This window comes from Bordetella holmesii, from assembly GCF_020735985.1.
Taxonomy (GTDB): domain Bacteria; phylum Pseudomonadota; class Gammaproteobacteria; order Burkholderiales; family Burkholderiaceae_B; genus Bordetella; species Bordetella holmesii.
This window is the reverse complement of record NZ_CP085973.1, coordinates 423,929-447,976: the sequence shown is the minus strand read 5'-3', so window position 1 is coordinate 447,976 and position 24,048 is coordinate 423,929. Positions and strand designations below refer to the sequence as shown.

At 61.3% G+C, this 24,048-nt stretch carries 21 protein-coding genes; 2 read left to right on the top strand and 19 right to left on the bottom strand.

Going from position 1 to position 24,048, the window contains the following annotated elements; genetic code table 11:
- Window positions 1–41 precede the first annotated feature (41 nt).
- Window positions 42–1,262: an ISL3 family transposase gene (locus tag LK440_RS02065; RefSeq protein ID WP_005011985.1), complete on the top strand. Its 1,221-nt coding sequence runs from the start codon at window positions 42–44 to the stop codon at window positions 1,260–1,262.
- 61 nt (window positions 1,263–1,323) lie between these two features.
- Here the strand turns inward: LK440_RS02065 and hflC are convergent, their stop codons facing one another.
- The 13 genes from hflC to ndk all read right to left on the bottom strand — a co-directional run bounded on the left by hflC (window position 1,324) and on the right by ndk (window position 14,083).
- Window positions 1,324–2,211 carry a protease modulator HflC gene (gene hflC, locus LK440_RS02060; RefSeq protein WP_005020040.1) on the bottom strand — a complete coding sequence of 296 codons (888 nt, stop codon included), beginning with the start codon at window positions 2,209–2,211 and terminating at the stop codon, window positions 1,324–1,326.
- Window positions 2,212–2,228: 17 nt separating this feature from the next.
- Complete coding sequence (hflK, locus tag LK440_RS02055) at window positions 2,229–3,533, bottom strand: FtsH protease activity modulator HflK (RefSeq protein WP_005020041.1); 1,305 nt, start codon at window positions 3,531–3,533, stop codon at window positions 2,229–2,231.
- Window positions 3,499–4,605: a GTPase HflX gene (gene hflX, locus LK440_RS02050; protein WP_005015862.1), complete on the bottom strand. Its 1,107-nt coding sequence runs from the start codon at window positions 4,603–4,605 to the stop codon at window positions 3,499–3,501. The genes hflK and hflX overlap by 35 nt, the downstream gene beginning before the upstream one ends.
- 87 nt (window positions 4,606–4,692) lie before the next feature.
- Window positions 4,693–4,929 (bottom strand): RNA chaperone Hfq, encoded by a 237-nt coding sequence (gene hfq, locus LK440_RS02045; RefSeq protein WP_003810707.1) that lies wholly within the window; start codon window positions 4,927–4,929, stop codon window positions 4,693–4,695.
- Between the two features lie 183 nt (window positions 4,930–5,112).
- Window positions 5,113–6,186 (bottom strand): histidinol-phosphate transaminase, encoded by a 1,074-nt coding sequence (gene hisC / locus LK440_RS02040; protein ID WP_005015866.1) that lies wholly within the window; start codon window positions 6,184–6,186, stop codon window positions 5,113–5,115.
- Window positions 6,183–7,538 carry a ribosome biogenesis GTPase Der gene (der, locus tag LK440_RS02035; protein WP_005015867.1) on the bottom strand — a complete coding sequence of 452 codons (1,356 nt, stop codon included), beginning with the start codon at window positions 7,536–7,538 and terminating at the stop codon, window positions 6,183–6,185. Before der ends, hisC begins: the two co-directional genes overlap by 4 nt.
- A gap of 24 nt (window positions 7,539–7,562) precedes the next feature.
- Window positions 7,563–8,720: an outer membrane protein assembly factor BamB gene (gene bamB, locus LK440_RS02030; RefSeq protein ID WP_005015868.1), complete on the bottom strand. Its 1,158-nt coding sequence runs from the start codon at window positions 8,718–8,720 to the stop codon at window positions 7,563–7,565.
- Between the two features lie 5 nt (window positions 8,721–8,725).
- A complete protein-coding gene (locus LK440_RS02025; RefSeq protein WP_005015870.1) occupies window positions 8,726–9,364 on the bottom strand; it encodes a YfgM family protein in 639 nt (212 codons plus the stop codon).
- 3 nt (window positions 9,365–9,367) lie between these two features.
- Window positions 9,368–10,654 carry a histidine--tRNA ligase gene (gene hisS, locus LK440_RS02020; protein WP_017685512.1) on the bottom strand — a complete coding sequence of 429 codons (1,287 nt, stop codon included), beginning with the start codon at window positions 10,652–10,654 and terminating at the stop codon, window positions 9,368–9,370.
- Between the two features lie 41 nt (window positions 10,655–10,695).
- On the bottom strand, window positions 10,696–11,982 hold the full coding sequence (ispG, locus tag LK440_RS02015; protein WP_005015875.1) for a flavodoxin-dependent (E)-4-hydroxy-3-methylbut-2-enyl-diphosphate synthase: 1,287 nt from the start codon (window positions 11,980–11,982) through the stop codon (window positions 10,696–10,698).
- A 12-nt stretch (window positions 11,983–11,994) separates the two neighbouring features.
- Window positions 11,995–12,483, bottom strand: coding sequence for a helix-turn-helix domain-containing protein (locus tag LK440_RS02010; RefSeq protein ID WP_005015878.1), 489 nt, complete (start codon window positions 12,481–12,483; stop codon window positions 11,995–11,997).
- The gene (gene rlmN / locus LK440_RS02005; RefSeq protein ID WP_005015881.1) at window positions 12,480–13,628 is read right to left on the bottom strand and encodes a 23S rRNA (adenine(2503)-C(2))-methyltransferase RlmN; all 1,149 of its coding nucleotides are present in this window, start codon (window positions 13,626–13,628) and stop codon (window positions 12,480–12,482) included. The genes LK440_RS02010 and rlmN overlap by 4 nt, the downstream gene beginning before the upstream one ends.
- Before the next feature lie 29 nt (window positions 13,629–13,657).
- Window positions 13,658–14,083 carry a nucleoside-diphosphate kinase gene (gene ndk / locus LK440_RS02000; protein ID WP_005015883.1) on the bottom strand — a complete coding sequence of 142 codons (426 nt, stop codon included), beginning with the start codon at window positions 14,081–14,083 and terminating at the stop codon, window positions 13,658–13,660.
- Between the two features lie 319 nt (window positions 14,084–14,402).
- Here ndk and LK440_RS01995 point away from each other — a divergent pair, with 319 nt between their 5' ends.
- Window positions 14,403–17,282: a valine--tRNA ligase gene (locus LK440_RS01995; protein ID WP_005015887.1), complete on the top strand. Its 2,880-nt coding sequence runs from the start codon at window positions 14,403–14,405 to the stop codon at window positions 17,280–17,282.
- Between the two features lie 53 nt (window positions 17,283–17,335).
- On the opposite strand, the gene LK440_RS01990 is transcribed toward LK440_RS01995, so the two are convergent.
- From LK440_RS01990 to alaS, 6 genes are all read right to left on the bottom strand, one after another.
- Complete coding sequence (locus LK440_RS01990; protein WP_005015889.1) at window positions 17,336–18,556, bottom strand: ISL3 family transposase; 1,221 nt, start codon at window positions 18,554–18,556, stop codon at window positions 17,336–17,338.
- Between the two features lie 48 nt (window positions 18,557–18,604).
- A complete protein-coding gene (gene trmD / locus LK440_RS01985; RefSeq protein ID WP_005015892.1) occupies window positions 18,605–19,468 on the bottom strand; it encodes a tRNA (guanosine(37)-N1)-methyltransferase TrmD in 864 nt (287 codons plus the stop codon).
- Complete coding sequence (gene rimM / locus LK440_RS01980; protein ID WP_005015895.1) at window positions 19,468–20,061, bottom strand: ribosome maturation factor RimM; 594 nt, start codon at window positions 20,059–20,061, stop codon at window positions 19,468–19,470. Before rimM ends, trmD begins: the two co-directional genes overlap by 1 nt.
- Window positions 20,062–20,352: 291 nt before the next feature.
- Window positions 20,353–20,613: a 30S ribosomal protein S16 gene (rpsP, locus tag LK440_RS01975; protein ID WP_005015897.1), complete on the bottom strand. Its 261-nt coding sequence runs from the start codon at window positions 20,611–20,613 to the stop codon at window positions 20,353–20,355.
- A gap of 499 nt (window positions 20,614–21,112) precedes the next feature.
- Window positions 21,113–21,364 carry a sulfurtransferase TusA family protein gene (locus tag LK440_RS01970; RefSeq protein WP_005015899.1) on the bottom strand — a complete coding sequence of 84 codons (252 nt, stop codon included), beginning with the start codon at window positions 21,362–21,364 and terminating at the stop codon, window positions 21,113–21,115.
- The gene (alaS, locus tag LK440_RS01965; RefSeq protein WP_005020050.1) at window positions 21,351–23,972 is read right to left on the bottom strand and encodes an alanine--tRNA ligase; all 2,622 of its coding nucleotides are present in this window, start codon (window positions 23,970–23,972) and stop codon (window positions 21,351–21,353) included. The genes LK440_RS01970 and alaS overlap by 14 nt, the downstream gene beginning before the upstream one ends.
- Window positions 23,973–24,048 lie beyond the last annotated feature (76 nt).

Sequence of the window (24,048 nt, the reverse complement as noted above, 5' to 3'; positions counted from 1 at the left end):
TACGCTTGATCCTTGATTTTTCAAGGATCAAGGCCGGGATCATGCTGGACCGCAAGACGATCGAGAGGTTGGGTGGGTGGGAAGGTTATCGGGTGGAGCGGGTCGTGTGGCCTGAAGGTGAGAGCCGGACGGTCACGATTTACCTGAAGCCTTCAGCGCGAACGATGCACTGCGAGCACTGCGGCAACCGATGTCGGCAGGTGCATGAGACGACCACGCGCCGGGTGCGGGATCTGCCGCTAATGGCGCTGCGAGTGACGCTGGTAGTGCCGCGTCGGCGGGTCTGGTGCGAGCAGTGCGGTGGACCGCATCTGGAGAGGCTGAGCTGGCTGGGCCGTTACCAGCGAGTGACCGACCGGCTGGCCGAGGCGGTCAGCCAGTTGCTTGAGTCCAGCAACATTCTGGCCGTGGCGCGCTTCTTCCAACTGGGTTGGCACACGGTCAAGGCGCTGGACAAGGCCCTGCTGCGACGGGCGATCCAAGAGCCGGACTGGAGCCAGATCCACTACCTAGCGATGGACGAGTTCGCTCTACACAAGGGCCATCGTTATGCCACGGTCGTTGTCGATCCGATCCGCCGTCAGGTGCTATGGATCGGTGATGGCCGCTCGCGCGAGACGGCCAGAGCCTTCTTCGAACAACTGCCAACAGGAGTTGCCCAGCAGATCCGGGCCGTAGCGATCGACATGACGACGGCCTATGAGCTGGAGATCCAGGCCAACTGCCCCAACGCCGAGATCGTCTACGACCTGTTCCACGTCGTGGCCAAGTACGGCCGTGAAGTGATAGACCGGGTGCGTGTAGACCAAGCGAACCAGTTGCGGCACGACAAGCCGGCCCGCCGGGTGATCAAGTCCAGTCGCTGGCTACTGCTGCGCAATCGCAAAAACCTCGATCCGTGCCAATCGGTAAAGTTGGACGAGTTGCTCCAGGCCAACCAGCCCTTGCTCACCGCTTATCTGATGCGCGATGAGCTCAAACAGCTGTGGTTCTACCAACACCCCGGCTACGCCCGCCAGGCATGGGATCACTGGCTGCAACAGGCTCAGGGCAGCGGCATCGCCGCCTTGGCTCACTTCGCGCTCAAGCTAAAAGCCTATCTGCACGGGATTCTGTCTCGCTGTCGCCACCGGCTCAACACCAGCATCGTCGAGGGCATCAACAACACCATCAAAGTCATCAAGCGCCGCGCCTACGGCTACCGCGATCAGGAGTACTTCTTCCTCAAGATCCGGTCTGCATTCCCCGGTATTCCTCGATGAACCATTTTTTGATGGGCGGAAACCACATCGGCGCCCGAGGGCGCCGATGTGGTTTTCACGATTACTTGGCCGTTGCGGGCTGGCCTTGCGGCCCTTTCAAGAAACGGAAGAAGTCCGAAGAGGGGTCTACCAGCAACACATCGCTTGGCTTGGAGAACGCCGCGCGATAGCCTTCAAGGCTCTTGTAGTACTGATAGAAATCGGGGTTCTTGCTGTAGGCGTCGCTATAGATCGCGCTGGCCTGAGCATCTCCCTGCCCCATGACACCCTGGGCCTTGGCATACGCCTCAGCCACGATGACTTCGCGCTGACGATCCGCCTCGGCGCGGATGCGCTCGCTTTCCGCTGCACCGATGGAGCGCAGTTCGTTGGCTACCCGGGTCCGCTCGGCTTCCATGCGGCGATATACCGACTCGGAAATCTCGGGTGCGAACTCGATACGGCGCAGGCGCACGTCGACGATGTGCACACCCAGCGGCTCGGCGCGCTTGGCCACGTTAGCCAGGATCTCGGACATGATTTTATCGCGCTCAGTCGAGACCACATCCTTGACCGTGCGCACGTTGACCGAGGCGTTGAGCGCATCACGGATTTGCGCCTGCAGACGCTCCTGAGCGGCGCGCTCATTGCCTCCGAAGGTCACGTAGAACAGACGCGGATCAGCAATACGCCATTTGACGTAGGAGTCGATCAGCAGGTTCTTCTTTTCGGAAGTCTGGATGCGCTCGGCATCGCTCGACTCAATCGTCAGGATGCGCTTGTCCAAGGTGACGATATTCTGAAACGGCGGGGGGGCCTTGAAATACAGACCCGGCTCGCTGATGACCTTGCGGACCTCACCCAAGGTGAACTGCAAGGCGTAATCGCGTTCGCGTACGACGAAAACGCAAGATGACAAGACGGCCAGAATGATGAGAAGGCCGACCAGGTAGGGCATGAAACGTTGCATGATCTGGACTCCTCCGGTTAGCGCGACATGCGGTCGCGAGGCAGCGTATTGCTCGTTGCGCTGCCGCTACTGCCGGATGAGCTAGCGGGCGTGCTGGCGCGGGTGGGGGCCGACGGCACCGCGGGCTGAGCAGCCCCCGGGACACTCAGCGCATTACCCGGACAGCCTGCGTCCTGCGCGGCTTGCTGCATGATCTTGTCCAAGGGCAAATACAACATATTGTTGGACTTGCCGGCATCGACCATGACCTTGCTCGAGCGCGCGAAGATCTCTTGCATCGTCTCGAGATACATGCGATCGCGCATGATTTGCGGCGCCTTCTGATACTCCCCCAGGATGAAGGAAAAGCGCGCGGTATTACCTTGCGCATCGCCCACTACCTTGGCCCTGTAGCCCTCGGCCTGCTCGAGCATGCGCGAGGCCTGACCACTGGCCAATGGCACAACCTGGTTGGCATAAGCCTGACCCTCGTTGATCTGGCGTTCGCGGTCCTGACCGGCCTTGACGGCGTCATCGAAGGCGGCCTGAACCTGCTCGGGCGGCTGCACGTTCTGGATGGCCACCGTGCTGATCTGAATGCCGGCACTGTAACGATCAAGAATCTGCTGCATCAGCGCTTGCACTTCGCCGGCGACCTCGGTGCGGCCTTCGTACAGCACGAAATCCATGGGCTTTCTGCCGACGATTTCGCGCATGGCGGTTTCGGCGGCCTGACGCACGGCTTCGTCCGGATCCCGCATCTTGAACAGATAGTCCGGTGCTCCGTCGGCGCGCAGACGATACTGCACCACAAACTGCATATCGACGATGTTCTCGTCGGTGGTGAGCATCAGCGCCTCTGGCAGCACCTTATTGCGTGAGCCGCCGCGAAAGCCCACCTCGAAGGTGCGCAACTGCGAGATATTGACGAGCTCCTGGCTCTGAATGGGATAAGGCAGGCGCCACTGAAAACCAGCAGGCGCAGTACTCTTGTACTTGCCGAACTGGGTCACGACGGCAACCTGGCCTTCCTGCACGATGAAAAAGCCGCTGGCCAACCAAAGCGCAACCAGCACCAGGGCGATGACCCCTAAGCCGATGCGAGCTCCCTTGGGAGATGGCCCGGAGAAACCACCGCCACGCGGCGGATTCGGACGATTGCCGCCCCCGCCCTTGCGCCCGAACAATGAACCCAGGCGATTATTGAAATCGCGCCAGACCTCGTCCAGATCCGGCGGACCGTCTCCGTTGCCCTGCGGCCGCTTCGGCGGCTCGGAGCCATTGTTGTTTCCACGACCCCAACCGGGGTCATTCAGATTGAAGAGTTTGGTGATTCGAGGCATTGTTTCCCGCAATCTGACTGATCTCTGCAATTGCCCCGCGCAACGCATCCAGACCAGCGCGCTCGGTCGCGCTTACAAATACTCGCGCAATCGTACCATGTGCATCTCGCTCGACCCGAGGTTCGAGGCCGGCGCGATCAATCTTGTTGTATACCAGAATTGTCGGGACCTCTGCTGCACCAATCTCCGCAAGGACTTTGTTGACCTCGAAAACCTGTTCGTCGCGCTGCGGGCTCGCAGCATCGACGACATGCAATAGCAGATCGGCATGCACGGTTTCTTCAAGAGTGGCCCGAAACGCCGCGATGAGATTGGGCGGCAGATCACGAATGAACCCCACCGTGTCCGAGAGCACTACCGAACCCGCCCCCTCGATCCAGATGCGCCGTGTGGTCGTATCGAGCGTGGCAAAAAGCTGATCGGCAGCATAGGCGCCGGCACGCGTCAGGGAGTTGAACAGCGTCGACTTGCCGGCGTTGGTATAGCCGACCAACGACACGGACAATGCACCACCGCGGGCTCGGGCGCGTCGCTGGGTGACGCGCTGGCGTTCGACACGATCCAGGCGCTCGCGCAGCATTTTGACCTTGGCCCCGATCATGCGGCGATCCATTTCCAGCTGGGACTCGCCCGGGCCACGCATACCTATGCCGCCGCGCTGCCTCTCCAGGTGACTCCACATCCGGGTCAAGCGGGTAGACAGATGCTGCAACTGGGCCAGCTCGACCTGCAACTTGCCTTCGTGGCTCTTGGCTCTGAGCGCAAAGATATCGAGAATGAGCGCGACCCGATCGACCACGCGCAGATTGAACTCGCGTTCGAGGTTGCGCTGCTGCGCAGGGGAAAGCGGTTGATCGAAAAGAACGATGTCGGCCAGAGCGGCCCCCGCCAGCGCCACGCCCTCCTCCACCTTGCCGGAACCGATGAAGTATTTGGCGTCAGGCCTGTCGCGACGCGCATTCAGCGTCCCGACGATCTCGGCGCCGGCGCCTTCGGCCAGCATGAGAAACTCATCGGCGTGCGCCTGATGATCAGGATCTCCGAGGTCAACACTGATGATCAATGCGCGCATGGATGCTCCATTTTGGAACCACAGCGAAAATGCCCGCCTGCACGTGACGTGCGGCGGGCAGCAAGAGGTAAAGCTGGAGCGAGACGTTTATTCAGCGGGAACTTCCACCTGAAAGTTGACGGCACGGGCCGGCACAACCGTGGAGATGGCATGCTTGTATACCATCTGCGTGACAGTGTTGCGCAAGAGCACAACGTATTGATCAAAAGATTCGATCTGCCCCTGAAGCTTGATGCCGTTTACCAGATAGATCGACACCGGCACGTGTTCCTTGCGCAGTGTGTTCAAAAACGGATCTTGCAAAGTTTGCCCTTTATTGCTCATTGGCCAGGCTCCATTTGTTTGTTTTGAGTGGTGGCAAACGCCGAAATGTGTACTCTACAGGGTTTTCCCGGCCCGTGCCACTTGGCCAAAAATGGAATTGCCACGAGAGATTTCAACTCCCCGGACCGATGGAAATCTTTAAAAAACAAAGATCACCACGGGCGGCGCGATTCCGGGGCAGTGTCAATTCAATAGGGTCTTCAACGCTGCGATCAAACTGGAGCAGTCAGCGTCCGTCCCCACCGTAATACGTAGAAACTGGTCTATGCGCGGCCGTTTGAAGTGCCGCACGATGATGTTGCGCTCGCGCAGTTGCGCGGCCAGTTGGCCCCCATCGTGCGCGGGATGCCGCGCAAACACGAAATTGGCTGCGGACGGCAGCACGTCAAAACCCAACTCTTCCAACCCGGCAACCAGACGCTGCCGGCTGGCCATCACCGCCTGGCGAGTGCGCTCGAAGTAAGCCTTGTCATCCATGGCGGCGGTCGCGCCCACGGCAGCAATTCGGTCTATCGGGTAGGAATTAAAGCTGTCCTTGACGCGTTTGAGGCCATCGATGAGTGCCGGATGACCGATAGCGAAACCCACCCGCAAGCCGGCCAGGGAGCGCGATTTGGACAGCGTCTGCACGACCAGCAGATTGGGGTGCCGGCCCACCAGCGCGACAGCAGAGTCGGCACCGAAATCGACATAGGCCTCATCGATCAACACTACGCACTGCGGATTGCCCGTAACCAGCCTCTCAATGTCGGTCAAAGACAACGCGCGGCCGGTAGGCGCATTGGGATTGGGCAGGATTACTCCGCCTGCCTGGCAGCCCGCGCGCGGCAAGTAGTCGTCAACCACCACACCATATGACTCATCCAGCGGGATCGTCTGATGCTCGATCTGGTAGAGCCCGCAATAAACGGGGTAGAAGCTGTAGCTTATGTCCGGAAACAGCAGCGGACGGCCATCATGCTTGAAGAAAGCCTGGAAGGCGTGAGCCAGAATTTCGTCGGATCCGTTTCCCACAAATACCTGATCCGGCTCCACGGCCAGTGCCCGGGCTACGGCCTGACACAACCCTTCGGACGTAGGGTACGGATAGAGTCGAAGCGCATCGCTAGCGGCAGCCCGGATGGCTTGCAGCACTTTCGGTGAGGGAGGATAGGGATTTTCGTTGGTGTTGAGCTTGACCAGGTTCTGCAACTTGGGCTGCTCGCCGGGTACGTAGGGGCTCAGCGTGGCGACCACGGGACTCCAGTACTGGCTCATTCCTTATCCTGGGCATAAGGGTTGCGCGAAGCCTTGAACTCAATGCGCAATGGCGTGCCGGCCAAATCGAAGGCGTTACGGAAACGCGTCTCCAGATAGCGGCGATAAGAATCGGGAATGGCATCCAGCGCGCTGCCGTGCACGACGATAAGCGGCGGGTTTTGGCCACCCTGGTGCGCGTAGCGCATCTTGGGGCGGAAAATTCCCTTGCGCGGCGGCTGCTGCTGCTCGACCGCCGCCTGCAGCTCGCGCGTAAGCTTGGGCGTGGACAGCTTGGCAAAGGCCGCGGCGTGCGCCGCATTGACCGACTTGAGCAAAGGACGAATGCCCTGGCCCTTGAGCGCGGAAATCGTGTGCATGCGCGCAAACGACAGAAAGCGCAGCTTGCGCTGGAACTCGCGTTCGATGCGTTCGCGCTGCTCGTCGTCCAGGCCATCCCATTTATTGATGGCCACGACGACCGCGCGCCCGGTCTCCAGCACGAAGCCGGCGATGTGGGCATCCTGCTCGGAAATCTCGGATTGGGCGTCCAGCATCAACAGCACCACATTGCTAGCCTCGATGGCTTGCAGTGTCTTGATGACCGAAAACTTCTCGACCGCCTCGAACACCTTGCCGCGCTTGCGCAAGCCGGCGGTATCGATGAGGGTGTACTTGCGCCCATCGCGCTCGAAATCGATCTCGATGGCATCCCTGGTGGTACCCGGCAGGTCAAAGGCAATGACCCGCTCTTCGCCCATCAAGGTATTGATCAATGTGGATTTGCCCACATTGGGACGACCGACGATGGCCAGCTTGATACGGTGTTCGACTCCGTCCTGCTCGCTCGGTTCGACCTCTTCCTCGGGTGCAGCCAAGTCTTGCAGCGCAACCTCGATCAAGTCGCCGATGCCGTCGCCATGCGCAGCCGAGATGGGATGTGGCTCGCCCAGGCCCAGCTCGTAGAACTCGGAGATGGCCTTGCCTTCATTCATGCCCTCGGCCTTGTTGACCGCCAACAGCACACGCTGCTGACCGGACTTACGCAGCAAACGGGCGATTTCATGATCATGGGCATTAAGACCGGCACGGGCGTCGACCAGAAAGACCACGACGTCGGCTTCGGCAATCGCCTGACGGGTCTGACGTGCCATTTCGGCCAGAATCCCATCCTTGGCAACCGGTTCGAAACCGCCCGTATCGATCACGATGAACGGAATGTCGCCCACCCTGCCCTCACCATAATGCCGATCGCGGGTGAGGCCGGAATAGTCGGCCACTAACGCCGCGCGGGAGCGCGTCAGGCGATTAAAGAGGGTGGACTTGCCCACATTGGGTCGGCCCACCAGGGCAACAACAGGCTTGAAGGACACGGTGTAAGGCTTGCTCTAAGAGGTTCAGTTAGTGCCGATGAGGACCAGATTGCCGTTGCCGGTCTGGACCAGGACACCCTGGGGCGTCGATTGCGGCGGCGATAGGACGGCTCCGCCACCCACGGACAAACGGGCAAGCAGATGGCCGTCGCTGCGCGACAGGAAGTGCACGTAACCTTCATTGTCACCCACGGCCATGCCTTCACCGAGGAAGGCCGGCGCAGTCAGTCCGCGATTCTTCAGGGCGGACTGTTTCCAGGCATTGTTGCCGTTGGTCAGATCGAAAGCGTGCACGACGCTGTACTGATCGGACGCAAAGGCAAAGCGCTGGTCGATGCTCATGCCAGTGGAGCTGGAGAAATCCTTGGCCCATACCGGCCGGCCGCCTTGCGTCACATCAAAGCAGACGATACGCCCCTGATAGGCAACGGCGCACAGCAACGGGCCCGCGATACGGGGCGAGCCAACCACATCGGTCAGGCGCTCCAGGTCGCTGGCACCCTTGGGTGTAGCAACGGTGCCTTCCCATTGGACATTGCCCGACGCGGCATTGATGGCCAAAAGTTTGCCGCCCGGCAAACCGGTGATGACCATGCCTTCGGCCATTATCATCTCGGAGACGCTACGCAAGGCGAGCGCCGGACCGGGTCGTTGCAGGCTCCAGAGGCGTTCGCCGCTATTGGCATCAAACGCCTGGATACGGTAGTCGCCGCTACGCACGACAACGACGCCATACCCGACCACCGGAGGAATCGCCACATCGCTGGTTGCCTGAGCGCGCCACTTGACCTTGCCCGTCTCATCAAAGGCGATGATCATGCCGCCCGGGGAGGCAACGGCGGTCGTGGTGCCATCACTGCCGGCGCCGGCCGACAACGAAGATCCGGCGGCGGCCTTCCAGAGGATGCGGCCGCTAAGCAGATCCAGTTTGGCTACGGAACCATCGGGCGATGCGGCGTACGCCGCATCGCCCAGAACCGTTGGCGCAAAGCCCAGGCCCGAACCGCTGCCGATCGACTGCGACCAGACGGTGCGCACCGACATGCCGGCGACGTACTCCGTCAGCGGGGCAGGATCATAGCGGGTGTCCGAGCTGGAAAAAAGTGAGCACCCGGAAAGGGCCAACAGTCCGCAGACCACCACTGCACCGCGTCGGGCGCGGCCGGAAAGGGAAATGCGCATCGCGTTCAAGCTCCGGTCAAAGCATCGAGTTTCAGTTGCACGACCTGGGTCAACGGGTTGTTGGTACCCAGGCCGTCAATAGCCTGTTGCCAAGCAGCGCGAGCCTGCTCGCGCTTGCCTTGCGCTGCAAGAATATCGCCACGGCGGTCTGCGAACAACGCCGCGAAGGCCGCCGGAGGATTGTTCAACTGCCCCAGCGCCGCGTCGTACTGCTTCTGCTCCAGCAGCAGGCCAGCCAGACGCAGACGCGCCACCGGCTGCAAAGCGGGCTGCTTGTCCTGGGCGGCCAGCCATTCCAGCTGCTGACGCGCGCCATCGACATCCTTTTGCTCGGCCAGCGCATTGGCCGCGATCAGCACCCCACGCCCAGCATATCCGGTGTGAGGGTAATCGGTACGCAGCGTGTTGACCGCAGCCTTGATGCGCGCCGCAGAATCGGTACCGCCCAGCCGGGCAGCATCCTCGAGCGCCTCAAAATAGCCCATGGCCTGATTGGCACGATAGGTCTGATAGGCCTTCCAGCCGCTCCAGCCGCCCCAGACCACCACGACAACGGTCGCCACCGACAGCAGCAGCGTGCCGTAGCGCGACCACCATGCCTTGAGAGCGTCCAGTTTTTCCTGTTCTTCGAGATCGTATGCCATGCGTTAACCCTTGGATTCCAACACGCCAGCCAGCATCGCCAGCGAGACTTTTTCCTGAGCGCCTTCACCACCGGCATCGGCGCGCAAATATTTGACACTTGCGGTCTGGGTGGCCACTTCGTCGTCGCCAAGAATAACCGCAACGCGGGCACCGCTGGCATCAGCACGTTTGAACTGGGACTTGAAACTGCCCGTTCCGGCATGCACGACGACCGACAGCCCTGCATCGCGCAAGTCTTCGCCCACCTTCGCGGCCAGACGCTGAGCTTGCTCGCCCTGATGCACGATGTAGACCTCGCATTCGGCGCGCACCTGCACACCTGCGCTTTGCTCCCACAAATCCAGCAGACGCTCCATGCCGATGGCGAACCCGACGGCAGCCGCCGCCTTGCCACCCAACAACTCGATCAACCCGTCGTAGCGTCCGCCGCCGCACACCGTGCCCTGGGCACCGAGACGGTCGGTCACCCACTCGAACACCGTGAGATTGTAGTAATCCAGACCGCGCACCAGACGCGGATTCAGGCGAAAGGCGATGCCGGCTTCGTCCAGACGCTGGCAGACGCCGTCAAAATGCGCGCGCGACTCCTCACCCAGGAAATCGAACAGTCGCGGCGCGCCATTAGCCATATCCTGCAGCGCCGGATTCTTGGTGTCCAGCACTCGCAGCGGATTGGTGTAGAGGCGCCGCTTGCCATCCTCATCCAGGATGTCGGCGTGCTTTTCCAGGTATTCGATCAACGCGGCGCGATGGGCGGCGCGTTCGGCGGGCTGGCCCAGTGAATTGAGTTCAAGGCGGATGTCCGTCAGGCCCAGTTTTTTCCACAAGCGCGCCAACATGACGATAAGTTCGGCGTCGATATCCGGGCCGGCGAAACCCAGCGCCTCGACATCGATCTGATGAAACTGGCGATAACGGCCACGCTGAGGACGCTCATGGCGAAAGACCGGACCGATCGAGTAGACGCGCTGCGGGCGATCATAGAGCAAGTTGTGCTCGATGGCGGCGCGCACCACGCCAGCCGTCATCTCCGGACGCATCGTCAACGACTCGCCATTGAGCGCATCGGTGAAGGTGTACATCTCTTTTTCGACGATGTCCGTCACTTCGCCGATACCACGCGTAAACAACCGGGTCTGCTCGAGAATGGGTGTTCGCACGTTGCGGTAGCCGTAGCCCTGCAACCAATCGCGCACGATCTCCTCGAAACGCTCCCATTGGGCGCTCGTGTCAGGCAATACATCATTCATCCCGCGAATCGCGGAGACTTTCTGAAAAGCTTGCGTCATTTCTGTCATGCCGGCGGCGAACCACCCGCCTGTCCTTGTACTTAATGGGAAACAGCGGCGCCATAACGGCGCGCGACGTAGTCTTCGACAATGGCCTGGAACTCTTCGGCGATATGGTCGCCCTTGAGCGTAACCGTGCGCTCACCGTCGATGAAAACGGGCGCCGCGGGCACTTCACCGGTGCCGGGCAAGCTGATGCCGATATCGGCATGACGGCTTTCTCCGGGACCGTTGACCACACAGCCCATGACAGCGACGTTCATGCTTTCCACACCGGGATAGCGGCTACGCCAGATTGGCATCTGGCGGCGCAAGAAAGTCTGGATGCTGTCGGCCAACTCTTGGAAGAACGTGCTGCTGGTGCGGCCACAACCGGGGCAGGCCACGACCATGGGCGTGAACGCACGCAAGCCCATGGTCTGCAGGATTTCCTGCGCCACGATGGATTCACGCCCCCGATCTCCGCCCGGCTCAGGGGTGAGCGATATGCGAATGGTATCTCCGATACCTTCCTGCAACAGCACGGCCAGGGCGGCAGTGGAGGCCACGATGCCCTTGCTGCCCATGCCCGCCTCAGTCAAGCCCAGATGCAGCGGATAGTCACATCGCGAGGACAGATCACGGTAGACCGCGATGAGGTCCTGCACGTGACTGACCTTGCACGACAGAATAATGGCGTCGCCGCGCAGACCCAGCTCCTGGGCGCGTTGCGCATTGGTGATAGCTGAAATCACCAACGCATCGCGCATCACCGCCTGCGCCTCCCAAGGACGGGCGCGCCGGCTGTTCTCGTCCATCTTGCGGGCCATGAGTTCGTGGTCCAGGCTACCCCAGTTCACGCCGATGCGTACCGGCTTGTCGTGACGGCAGGCCACGTCAATCATTTGCGCGAAGTTATCGTCGCGCCGCTTGCCCCCGCCCATGTTGCCGGGGTTGATGCGGTACTTGGACAAAGCCTGAGCGCAGTCGGGAAACTGCGTCAACAACTTGTGCCCGTTATAGTGAAAATCGCCCACCAGCGGCACCGACACATTCATGCGGTCGAGCTGCTCGCGGATGGCGATGACTTCGCGTGCCGCTTCGGGTGTATTGACCGTGATGCGCACGATCTCGGAGCCGGCTTGCACCAGCTCCTTGACCTGGATCGCGGTGGCAATGGGGTCGGCGGTATCGGTATTCGTCATGGATTGCACGACGACCGGATTGCCGCCACCGACGGTGACGACCCGTTCACCCCATTTGACTTGGACCGCACGCGTGGCGCGACGCGGCAAAGAACCCGCGGCCGGTGGCGGCGTGTCCTCGCAGGGATTGGGCAAATCTTGCATGTTGGTCCGGAGTTACTGGCTCAACTTGGAAAACCACTGGGATGGCAGCCAGTGCTGCGGCAGCCAGCCTTGCCAGAATGCGTAAGCAACCCCCACGGCCAGCAAAGCGATGATGACGACTATCCAGCCCCATGAGCTGGCGGTCCGTTCTTCATCCACCGCCAGGCCATTGCCATGCAGGGAGCGGCTGGCACCTAGTCTGGCGGGAGCCGTGGCACGCACCTGACCGTCGAGCGAACCGACGATGGCCGTCGGGTCGGCACCCAGCAGACGGGCATAATTACGAATCAGACCACGCAAGGACACGCCCGTAGGCAGCTCATCCCAACGTTCGGCCTCAAGGGCCTCGAGCTGACGCGTGGAGAACTTGATCCGACTGGAAACCTCTTCGAGCGACCAGCCCTTGGCTTGCCTCAGACTTTGCAGGGCCGCCCCGACGCTGCCGCCTTGCGCGGGCGTTGCCGCTGAGGGTTGAACAGCCGAAGCGAGATCCTGCGTCATGCATGCACCTGTCTGATGGGAATGGAACGGGCGGCGGCGTTACGTTCAGTGATGCGGGTGCGATCTTTGACTTCACCGGCCAATTGACCACAGGCGGCGTCGATGTCGTCTCCCCGCGTCTTGCGCACGGTGGTGATGATGCCCGCGTCCATCAGGCGCTGGGCGAAAACCCTTACTCTCGGCGCCGGCGAACGTTTCAGACCGGAAGCGGGAAAGGGATTAAAGGGAATGAGATTCAGCTTGCAGCGCACCTGGCGGGCCAACTGGATCAGCTCCCGCGCATGCTGGTCGGTATCGTTGATGCCGTCCAACATGCAGTATTCGAAAGTGATGAAATCGCGCGGTGCATGGGCAAGATAACGCTCGCAGGCGGCCAGCAGCTCTTTCAGCGGGTACTTCTTGTTCAGCGGCACCAGGTCGTCGCGCAGCGCATCATTCGGCGCATGCAGCGAGACGGCCAACGCCACGGGGCAGTCCTGCGACAGGCGGTCCATCATGGGCACGACGCCCGAGGTGGAGACGGTGACCCGGCGGCGCGACAGGCCGTAGCCATTGTCGTCGAGCATCATGCGCAGCGCCGGCAGAACCTGATCATAATTGAGCAGGGGCTCACCCATGCCCATCATGACCACGTTACTGATGACGCGCGTATCTTCGCCACTGGCCTGTGCCAGCCGCGCGCTGCCGACGTCGGCCTCGAGCACACGCTTGGCCCACCAGAGCTGCCCGATGATCTCGCTGGTTTTGAGATTACGGTTAAAGCCCTGGTGTCCAGTCGAACAGAAACGACAATTGACCACACAACCTGCCTGGCTGGAAATGCACAGCGTGCCGCGATCATCCTCGGGGATGAACACGGTCTCGATGGCATTGCCCTGCCCGACGTCGAACAGCCACTTGCGCGTACCGTCGGCCGAGCGCTGCTCGATGTTTACCGGCAGCGCCTCGATGACGCATCGCTCTGTCAATTGCGCGCGAAAATCGCGCGCAAGGTCGCTCATGGCGTCGAACGAATCCACGCCGCGCTGGTGTATCCAGCGCTGCAACTGCCGGGCGCGAAAAGGCTTGCCACCCCACTGGCCAACCAGGTCGGCCAGTGCCTTGGCATCCATGCCCAGCAGATTGATTGATTCGGCGTTGTCCATGACTTACAGAGTAAAGCAGCTATCGAATATCAACGGCTGTGGATGTTGATCTCGGGGAAGAAGAACGCGACTTCCACGGCGGCGGTTTCCGGAGCATCCGAACCGTGCACGGCGTTGGCATCGATGCTGTCGGCGAAGTCGGCGCGGATGGTGCCCGGGGCGGCCTTCTTGGGATCGGTGGCACCCATCAGGTCACGGTTGGTCTGGATGGCGTTTTCGCCTTCGAGAACCTGGATGAACACGGGACCGGAGACCATGAAGTCGACCAGGTCCTTGAAGAAGGGGCGTTCTTTGTGCACGGCGTAGAAGCGCTCGGCATCGGCGCGCGACAGTTGCTGCAAGCGGGCGGCGATGACCTTCAGGCCGGCCTGCTCGAAGCGGGCAACGATCTGACCGATGACGTTCTTGGCGACGGCATCAGGCTTGATGATCGAGAGGGTACGTTGAATCGACATGGAAACTCCAAAGTCTGCTGAGACAGTTTTATGCTGAGGGAATTTGACGCGAGTCCGGACAAAGCGTTCCGCGAATGGCTTCGCTGCATCTCTTGCGCCTGGCCGTTTTGCGCAGGCAAGGACGCAATCACGCGCCCGAACTCGTCAAAACCCGGATTCGGCACTGCCAACCAGTCAGATTTCTCCAATAAAAACAGGGACTTCTAAAAGGTTTACAGTAACCCAACATTCTAGCACGGCGACAAAAACCTATTACATCTTAAAATCAGTGGTTTGCCTGGCCGGCTTTTGCTGGCCCCCTGTCTGCCGGAACCCCGTAATGACTCAAGCTGCCGACCCCAAAAACGACACTGCGGAGCTCTCAAAGAGCTTCGAGCCCACCGATATCGAATCACGCTGGTATGACGAATGGAACCTTCGCGGCTACTTCCAGGCAGGCCGCCACGTAGAAACAGGGACCGACCCTCAGCCCTATTGCATCCAGTTCCCGCCGCCGAACGTGACGGGCACGCTGCATATGGGCCATGCCTTCAATCAGACCATCATGGATGGCCTGATCCGCTACCACCGCATGACGGGCGATGACACCGTTTTCATCCCTGGCACCGATCACGCCGGCATCGCCACGCAGATCGTGGTCGAACGCCAACTGGACGCGCAGAAACTCTCGCGCCACGACTTGGGGCGCGAGCGCTTCGTCGAGAAAGTGTGGGAATGGAAAGAACAGTCCGGCAACACCATCACCAGCCAAGTGCGCCGCCTGGGCGCCTCGGCGGACTGGCCACGCGAGTACTTCACGATGGACGACCGCATGTCGCGCGGCGTCGTCCAGACGTTCGTTGAGCTCTACCGCCAGGGCCTTATCTACCGCGGCAAGCGGCTGGTGAATTGGGATCCCAAGCTGCTGACCGCCGTCTCCGACCTCGAGGTGCAATCCGAGGAGACCGATGGCCACATGTGGCACATCCTCTACCCCTTCGTCGACGGCCCGCAAACCATCATCGACGAGGAAGGCAATCCGGTCACCCTGCGCGGCATGACCATCGCGACCACCCGCCCCGAGACCATGCTCGCCGATGGGGCCCTGTGCGTGCATCCCGACGACCCGCGCTACAAGCACCTGGTGGGCAAGCTGGTCGAACTGCCCCTGTGCGACCGCAACATCCCCATCATCGCAGACGACTTCGTCGATCCGAAATTCGGCACCGGCTGCGTGAAGATCACCGGGGCGCATGATTTCAACGACTACGCCTGCGCGTTGCGCCACAAACTGCCGTTGATCGTCATCTTTACGCTCGACGCTCACATCAACGAAAACGGCCCCACGCAATTCCAGGGTCTGGAGCGCTACGAAGCCCGCAAGGCCGTCGTCGCCGAGCTTGAGCAAAAAGGATACCTGGTCAAGGTCGAGCCGCACAAGATGATGCAGCCCAAGGGCGATCGCACTGGTGTGGTGCTCGAACCCATGCTGACCGATCAGTGGTTCGTCGCCATGAGCGAACCGGCCCCGGAGGGCACGTTCAATCCCGGCAAGAGCATCACCGAGGTGGCATTGCAGGCCGTGGCCGACGGTAGTATTCAGTTCTATCCCGAGAACTGGACCACTATCTATAACCAGTGGCTCAACAATATCCAGGATTGGTGCATCTCCCGCCAGTTGTGGTGGGGCCACCAGATTCCTGCGTGGTATGCCGAGGACGGCCGTTGCTTTGTGGCCCACTCCGAAGAAGAGGCACTGGAGTTGGCCCGCGCCGCTGGCGTGACCGGTCCGCTGACACGTGACCCGGATGTATTGGACACCTGGTTTTCCTCCGGCCTCGTACCGTTTACGACGCTTGGCTGGCCCGAGAAGACCGAAGACCTGGCCCGCTATCTGCCGTCCAGCGTGCTGGTCACGGGCTTTGACATCATTTTCTTCTGGGTCGCGCGCATGGTGATGCTCACCATGCACATGACCGGCAACATTCCGTTCAAGCACGTTTACGTGCATGGACTGATCCGCGATGCCGACGGCCATAAGATGAGCAAATCCAAAGGCAACACGCTGGATCCCGTCGACCTCATCGACGGCATCGACCTGGAACAGCTCGTAGCCAAGCGCACCTATGGCTTGATGAACCCAAAGCAGGCCGGCTCGATTGAAAAGGCCACGCGCCGCCAGTTCCCCGATGGCATTCCGGCTTTCGGTACGGACGCACTGCGCTTTACCATGGCGGCCTACGCCACGCTGGGCCGCAATATCAATTTCGACCTCAAGTGCTGCGAGGGTTACCGCAACTTCTGCAACAAGCTCTGGAACGCTACCCGCTTCGTGCTGATGAACACGGAAGGCCACGCTCTGCATGGCACCGAGCAAGGCGAGCTGTCCTTTGCGGATCGTTGGATCGTCAGCCAATTGCAAGCGTTGGAAGCAGACATTGCGCGCGGCTTTGACGACTACCGCTTCGACAATATCGCCAATGCGTTGTATCGCTACGTCTGGGATGAGTACTGCGACTGGTATCTCGAACTGGCCAAGGTTCAGATCCAGACCGGCACCCCTGCCCAGCAACTGGGCACTCGCCGCACGCTCATCCGCGTGCTGGAAGTCGTCCTGCGCCTGGCTCACCCCATCATCCCATTCATTACGGAAGAGCTCTGGCAGAAAGTTTCGGTCGTCGCCGGCAAACGCATCGCCGGCCACGCCGACAGCGTCAGCGTGCAGCCCTACCCGCGCGCCAATCCCGCCGCGATCGACCTCGAGGCGGAAGCCGAAGTCGCTGAACTCAAGGCCCAGATCGAAGCCGTGCGCGCGCTGCGCGGCGAGATGGGCCTGTCGCCGGCGCAGCGCGTCCCGCTGATCGCGCAGGGTGACGCCGCCCTGCTGCGCCGCAATGCGCCGTATCTCGCGGCGCTTGCCAAACTCAGCCAGGTCGATGTTGCCGACACGCTGCCCGACGCCGGAGCCCCTGTGCAGGTGGTGGGAAAGGCCAGGCTCATGCTGCATGTCGAAGTCGACGTCGTGGCCGAGCGCGCGCGCCTGGACAAGGAGATCGCCCGCCTGGAGGGCGAGATCGGCAAAGCTGCCGGCAAACTGAGCAACCCCAGTTTTGTCGAACGGGCGCCAGCCGCCGTGGTTGAACAAGAAAAGGCCCGCGTGGCCCAGTTCAACGAAACGCTGGCCAAGGTGCGCGACCAGCGCGGCAAGCTGGGTAATTAAGCGCTCCAATGAAAAATCCCCCGCTGGCAATCAGACGGGGGATTTTTTTTGGTTCATCGAGGAATACCGGGGAATGCAGACCGGATCTTGAGGAAGAAGTACTCCTGATCGCGGTAGCCGTAGGCGCGGCGCTTGATGACTTTGATGGTGTTGTTGATGCCCTCGACGATGCTGGTGTTGAGCCGGTGGCGACAGCGAGACAGAATCCCGTGCAGATAGGCTTTTAGCTTGAGCGCGAAGTGAGCCAAGGCGGCGATGCCGCTGCCCTGAGCCTGTTGCAGCCAGTGATCCCATGCCTGGCGGGCGTAGCCGGGGTGTTGGTAGAACCACAGCTGTTTGAGCTCATCGCGCATCAGATAAGCGGTGAGCAAGGGCTGGTTGGCCTGGAGCAACTCGTCCAACTTTACCGATTGGCACGGATCGAGGTTTTTGCGATTGCGCAGCAGTAGCCAGCGACTGGACTTGATCACCCGGCGGGCCGGCTTGTCGTGCCGCAACTGGTTCGCTTGGTCTACACGCACCCGGTCTATCACTTCACGGCCGTACTTGGCCACGACGTGGAACAGGTCGTAGACGATCTCGGCGTTGGGGCAGTTGGCCTGGATCTCCAGCTCATAGGCCGTCGTCATGTCGATCGCTACGGCCCGGATCTGCTGGGCAACCCCAGTTGGCAGTTGTTCGAAGAAGGCTCTGGCCGTCTCGCGCGAGCGGCCATCACCGATCCATAGCACCTGACGGCGGATCGGATCGACAACGACCGTGGCATAACGATGGCCCTTGTGTAGAGCGAACTCGTCCATCGCTAGGTAGTGGATCTGGCTCCAGTCCGGCTCTTGGATCGCCCGTCGCAGCAGGGCCTTGTCCAGCGCCTTGACCGTGTGCCAACCCAGTTGGAAGAAGCGCGCCACGGCCAGAATGTTGCTGGACTCAAGCAACTGGCTGACCGCCTCGGCCAGCCGGTCGGTCACTCGCTGGTAACGGCCCAGCCAGCTCAGCCTCTCCAGATGCGGTCCACCGCACTGCTCGCACCAGACCCGCCGACGCGGCACTACCAGCGTCACTCGCAGCGCCATTAGCGGCAGATCCCGCACCCGGCGCGTGGTCGTCTCATGCACCTGCCGACATCGGTTGCCGCAGTGCTCGCAGTGCATCGTTCGCGCTGAAGGCTTCAGGTAAATCGTGACCGTCCGGCTCTCACCTTCAGGCCACACGACCCGCTCCACCCGATAACCTTCCCACCCATCCAACCTCTCGATCGTCTTGCGGTCCAGCATGATCCCGGCCTTGATCCTTGAAAAATCAAGGATCAAGCGTAACGGCAATCAAGCACGGCTCCACGCTATTCCGCGATGAACCTTTTTTTTCGCATGGATCATGCCTGTGGGCTTGCGGCGCCGGCGCTTGCGCGGATCGACTGGCGGCTCCAGCCCCTGCAGTAGCGCGAGCTGGCACTCATCGGCGTGATCCAGCCAACCGTTGGCACGAGCCTGCCCAATGAGCTCTGGGCGCCGGGCCAACGTAAGCCGCAAGGACTGATCACGCCGCCAGCGTGCAATGCGCGCATGGTGGCCACTGAGCAGTTCGGCCGGCACGGCCTGACCCTCATACGCTTCGGGGCGGGTGTAGTGCGGACTATCCAGCAAGCCGGATAAGCTGTCGTTGAACGAATCCTGCAATGCGGAGTCGCTATCACCCAGCGCGCCCGGCAACAACCGCACGGCGGCGTCGATGACGGCCAAGGCGGCGATCTCGCCGCCGGACAGCACAAAATCGCCTAGGGAGATTTCGAGGGTGACACAACGATCGATGAAGCGCTGATCCAGCCCCTCGTAGCGGCCGCAGACAAGGATAAGCCCGCTGCTGGCCGCGATTCCTTGAGCCGCAGCCTGATCATAGCGCCGGCCAACCGGGGCCAGCAGCGCCACCGGCGCCTTGTCCAGACCCTGTTCCTGGCGCTGCGCCTGTGCGGCACACACTGCTGCCTCAAGCGGCGGCGCCATCATCACCATGCCCGGACCACCGCCATAAGGGCGATCGTCCACCGTGCGGTGCACATCCGTCGTGAAATCGCGCGGGTTCCAGGTATGCAATGACCAGAGACCTTGACCATGCGCGCGCCCCGTCACGCCGAGATCACGCACCACCCCGAACATTTCGGGAAACAGGGTGATGACGTCGATACGCATCAGTCCTCCAGCGGCCAGTCGCTATCGATACGGCGCGCCTGCAGATCCACCGCATGAACGTGGGCCCGCACGAAAGGCACTAGCATTTCGCGCGCCCGACCCTTGAGGTCGAGCAACGGTTGACCATCCTCGGTCTGGCAAGCCACCCGCAAAATCGCGTGGGCCGCATTCTCCAGCACATCTTCGACCACACCCACGCGGCGCGCCTGACCCTCGGCTTTGCTGAAGAAAGCGCAACCGATCAGATCAACCCAGTAATACTCGTCGTCGGCAGCCTTCGGAAAGGCCGAGCGCGACACCCACACCGAGCAGCCCTTGAGCGCTTCGGCCTGGTCACGGTCTGCTATCCCTTCGATCTGAGCAACGGCGCTGGCACCATGCACCCGGCACTGCTGCACCGAAAAAGCGCGCGCGGCGGCACTGGGGCGCCCCGCAGGCCCGGGAGCAACCAGCCACCAACGAGCGACGGCTCGCAGCACATCGGCCTGAGCGGAGTGCGGCTGGACTTTGACCCAACCCTTGACGCCATAAGCCGACACCACACGGCCGAGCTCGACCAGGTCGTCAGGCAGCGCGTCCGCGTGTTTGGACATGAGCAGATCCTAGAAATCAATATTCGCGCCCAAGCGCCCTGCCCGATGGCAAGGCGCGGCGCATGTACGCAAACGGCGCAGAAGACAAAGCCACGCACAAGGCGTGGCCGAGTCCACAGCACGGAAACCATGCGGCCTCAGAGAGGCCAGACAAGCGAAGACGCGACAAAGAACTGGCCTTCGACCGGCGTCCTGGCAATATCCGTGCTTTAAGCTTTATAGGATCGGCAACAATGCCAACCCTGGATCAGGGCTTGACCCAGCTCATGGAGCAGGCAAGCCAAATCCGGTTTAGGCAGCAGCCGAAACCTTGGCCGAGTAACCTTTGACCAGACGCTCGACAGCAGGCGAGAGCTGGGCGCCGTTGTCGGTCCAGTATTTGACGCGGTCCAGCGCAATGCGCAGGTTTTCCGAGCCATCAGCGCCGACGGGGTTGTAAAAACCCACACGCTCGACGAAACGGCCGTCGCGGCGATTGCGCGAGTCAGTTGCCACCAGATTGTAAAACGGACGCTTCTTCGAGCCTCCACGGGCCAGACGAATCACCACCATAGGTAATCCCTTGAATTAGATGTGAAAAACGGGAAATTCTAGCATCCATACGCGGCCCCTGGCAAATAGCCTGCCGTTTTTTAGCGACATACAAGGTGCTGGCGCGGCGCATTGCCTCCCGCAGGGGCATTTCGGCTCATGTTCCACCATAGGCACCGCAATCGCTTCACGGGGCAAATGCCACGCGGATGGATCGCAAGACCGGTACCGGCCCATGCGATGCTGGCCGGATGTATGACGAGTGGGTGCATGACACCTGCTCGGCTAGGCGCAAGCATACACCGTCTGGCTTTTTCAAGGCAGCCGGCCAGCGCACCCCGATCCGGAAACCCCCGCGAGCCATCTACCCCTACCCCGGCTAAGACATCGGCGAACCGCGGGGCTTTCCCCCAGTTCTGCAGGTTCTGCACAGCACGCGAACCCGCATTACCCGAGACCGACGTAAACAGGGCAGCCTGACGGCTGCCCTGTTTGCTAGGCCGAGCCCGATCGATCGAACTCAGCGCCGCCGCACATAGTGGGCGATGCTATCGCCCTGCACGTCCTGACCGAGCAAAAGATTCCCGCTTTGCTGGCAGAACGCCTGGAAATCGCGCTCAGCCTTGGGATCGGTCGTGATGACCCGCAGGGTCTGGCCGCTTTCCAACTGCGTCAAGGCCTTCTTGGCACGCAGAATCGGCAACGGGCACGTCAGCCCGCTGACATCGAGCTCCGACGCAACGGGCAGCGCGGCGAAATCAGAGTCGCTCATTGACCCAACCCTGCACGCTGGCGATAGCCGCTGGCAATGCCGAAGCGTCTGTACCTCCGCCCATGGCCATATCGGGACGGCCACCACCCTTGCCACCGACCTGAGCGGCAACGAAGCCAACCAGATCTCCGGCCTTGACCTTGCTGGTCAGGTCGGCGGTCACACCACCGGCCAGGCTGATCTTGCCGTCGGCACTGGCCGCCAGCAACACGACAGCGGGCTTGAGCTTATCCTTGAGACTATCGACCATGCCACGCAACGCCTTCGGATCGACGTCGGCAATGGCCGCGGCCAAGACCTTGACACCCTTGATCTCGACCGTGCCCTTATCGACCAGATCATTGCCTGCGCTGGCTGCCAGTTTGGAACGCGCCTGCTCCAGTTCTTTTTCCAGTGCTTTGACCTGTTCCTGGACCTGGGCGATACGTTCGGGCAGCTCGGCTGACGGAGCACGCAACACGCCAGCAGCGCGCTGCAGCAACGCGTTCTGCTCCTGCACCCACACGAGCGCGTTGTCGCCGGTGATGGCTTCGACGCGGCGCACACCCGCAGCAACGCCCCCTTCGGACACAATCTTGAACAGGCCAATGTCACCGGTGCGGCTGACGTGGGTGCCGCCGCAGAGCTCGCGCGAAAAGCCGATATCCAGCACGCGGACCGTATCGCCATACTTCTCGCCGAACAAGGCCATCGCACCGCCCTTGACCGCGTCGTCATACGCCATGACACGGGCCTGAGCCGGCTGGTTGGCCAGCACTTCGGCGTTGACGATACCCTCCACACGGGCGATCTGCTCGGCGGTCATGGGCGCATCGTGCGCGAAGTCGAACCGGGTCTTATCGGGGTCGACGAGAGAGCCGCGCTGCTGAACGTGGGAGCCCAGCACTTCACGCAGCGCTTTGTGCATCAGGTGAGTGGCCGAATGGTTGCGTACCGTACGGCCGCGGCGCACCGGGTCGACGCGAGCCAATAGCGTCGCACCGACCTTGAGCGTTCCCTCTTCGAGTACGCCGTGATGACCGAACACACCGGCTTGGATCTTCAGCGTGTCACCCACGGCGAAACGCAGGCCATCGGCCTGCAGCAAGCCCGTGTCTCCGACCTGGCCTCCCGACTCCGCGTAGAAGGGTGTCGCATCAAGCACGACCACCGCCTGCTGACCTGCCTGCACCGCATCAACTTGCGTGCCGCCAACATACAGCGCCGTCACATGAACGCCGCTGAGTTCGAGTTGTTCATAGCCTTCGAAGCGCGTCTGCGCGCCTTCGTAGCTCAAGCCCTCGGCCATCTTGAACTTGCCCGCCGCGCGTGCCTGGTCGCGCTGACGCTCCATGGCCGCCTCGAATCCGGGCATGTCGATCTCGACCTCGCGTTCGCGACAGATGTCAGCCGTCAGATCAACCGGAAAACCGTAGGTGTCATAGAGCGTGAAAAGCGTCGTGCCATCGAGCTGGCCACCTTTGGGAACCTGAGCCAGCGCAACGTCCAGGATCTTCATGCCGTGCTCGAGCGTTTCACCGAAGCGCTCTTCTTCCTGCTTGAGTACCTGGGCCACGCGCTGTGCCGTGGTGGCCAGTTCGGGATAGGCCTCACCCATCTCGGCCACCAGATCCGGCACCAGACGATAGAAGAAAGGCTTGGTCTGTCCAAGCTTGTAACCATGGCGCAACGCGCGGCGCACAATGCGCCGCAACACGTAACCACGCCCCTCATTGCTGGGGATCACGCCATCGACGATGAGGAAGGAGCAGGCGCGGATATGGTCGGCGATGACCTTGAGCGAATTGTCCTCGAGATCGTTGATACCGGTTTCGCGGGCCGCCGCGGCGATCAGCTTCTGGAAGAGGTCGATCTCGTAGTTGGAATGCACGCCCTGCAACACAGCGGCAATACGCTCCAGACCCATGCCCGTATCCACGCAAGGCTTGGGCAGACGCGTCATGGTCCCGGCCGCATCACGCTCGAACTGCATGAATACGAGGTTCCAGATCTCGATATAGCGATCGCCATCCTCTTCGGCAGAGCCGGGAGGCCCCCCCCAGATATCTGCGCCGTGATCGTAGAAAATCTCTGTACACGGGCCGCAAGGGCCGGTATCGCCCATCTGCCAGAAATTATCCGAAGCGTAGCGCGCGCCTTTGTTATCACCGATGCGGATGATCCGTTCGGCCGGCACGCCGACTTCCTTGGCCCAGATGTCGTAGGCTTCGTCGTCTTCCTGGTATACCGTCACCCAGAGCTTCTCGACCGGCAGTTTGTAGACCGTGGTCAACAGCTCCCAGGCATAGCGGATGGCATCCTGCTTGAAATAATCGCCGAAGCTGAAATTACCCAGCATCTCGAAAAAGGTATGGTGCCGCGCCGTATAGCCGACATTTTCCAGGTCGTTATGCTTTCCTCCGGCGCGCACGCTGCGCTGCGACGAAGTGGCTCGGGAATAGGGGCGCTTTTCCTTGCCGGTAAAGACGTCCTTGAACTGCACCATCCCCGAGTTGGTGAAGAGCAGTGTAGGGTCATTACCCGGGACCAGCGACGAGGACGGCACTATGGTGTGGCCCTTGGACTGGAAGAATTGCAGGAACTTCTGGCGAATCTCGGAGGATTTCATCGTGGATGAATCGGGATTTGGGCGAATCTTTGATTATAGAGGGTAGGCGAGCCCTTGCCAGAAAAGCCCAGGGAAA

Coding starts and splice junctions, on each gene's coding strand:
- LK440_RS02065 (WP_005011985.1), top strand. CDS start 42: ATGCTGGACCGCAAGACGATCGAGAGGTTGGGTGGGTGGGAAGGTTAT.
- hflC (WP_005020040.1), bottom strand. CDS start 2,211: ATGCAACGTTTCATGCCCTACCTGGTCGGCCTTCTCATCATTCTGGCC.
- hflK (WP_005020041.1), bottom strand. CDS start 3,533: ATGCCTCGAATCACCAAACTCTTCAATCTGAATGACCCCGGTTGGGGT.
- hflX (WP_005015862.1), bottom strand. CDS start 4,605: ATGCGCGCATTGATCATCAGTGTTGACCTCGGAGATCCTGATCATCAG.
- hfq (WP_003810707.1), bottom strand. CDS start 4,929: ATGAGCAATAAAGGGCAAACTTTGCAAGATCCGTTTTTGAACACACTG.
- hisC (WP_005015866.1), bottom strand. CDS start 6,186: ATGAGCCAGTACTGGAGTCCCGTGGTCGCCACGCTGAGCCCCTACGTA.
- bamB (WP_005015868.1), bottom strand. CDS start 8,720: ATGCGCATTTCCCTTTCCGGCCGCGCCCGACGCGGTGCAGTGGTGGTC.
- LK440_RS02025 (WP_005015870.1), bottom strand. CDS start 9,364: ATGGCATACGATCTCGAAGAACAGGAAAAACTGGACGCTCTCAAGGCA.
- hisS (WP_017685512.1), bottom strand. CDS start 10,654: ATGACGCAAGCTTTTCAGAAAGTCTCCGCGATTCGCGGGATGAATGAT.
- ispG (WP_005015875.1), bottom strand. CDS start 11,982: ATGCAAGATTTGCCCAATCCCTGCGAGGACACGCCGCCACCGGCCGCG.
- LK440_RS02010 (WP_005015878.1), bottom strand. CDS start 12,483: ATGACGCAGGATCTCGCTTCGGCTGTTCAACCCTCAGCGGCAACGCCC.
- rlmN (WP_005015881.1), bottom strand. CDS start 13,628: ATGGACAACGCCGAATCAATCAATCTGCTGGGCATGGATGCCAAGGCA.
- ndk (WP_005015883.1), bottom strand. CDS start 14,083: ATGTCGATTCAACGTACCCTCTCGATCATCAAGCCTGATGCCGTCGCC.
- LK440_RS01995 (WP_005015887.1), top strand. CDS start 14,403: ATGACTCAAGCTGCCGACCCCAAAAACGACACTGCGGAGCTCTCAAAG.
- LK440_RS01990 (WP_005015889.1), bottom strand. CDS start 18,556: ATGCTGGACCGCAAGACGATCGAGAGGTTGGATGGGTGGGAAGGTTAT.
- trmD (WP_005015892.1), bottom strand. CDS start 19,468: ATGCGTATCGACGTCATCACCCTGTTTCCCGAAATGTTCGGGGTGGTG.
- rimM (WP_005015895.1), bottom strand. CDS start 20,061: ATGTCCAAACACGCGGACGCGCTGCCTGACGACCTGGTCGAGCTCGGC.
- rpsP (WP_005015897.1), bottom strand. CDS start 20,613: ATGGTGGTGATTCGTCTGGCCCGTGGAGGCTCGAAGAAGCGTCCGTTT.
- LK440_RS01970 (WP_005015899.1), bottom strand. CDS start 21,364: ATGAGCGACTCTGATTTCGCCGCGCTGCCCGTTGCGTCGGAGCTCGAT.
- alaS (WP_005020050.1), bottom strand. CDS start 23,972: ATGAAATCCTCCGAGATTCGCCAGAAGTTCCTGCAATTCTTCCAGTCC.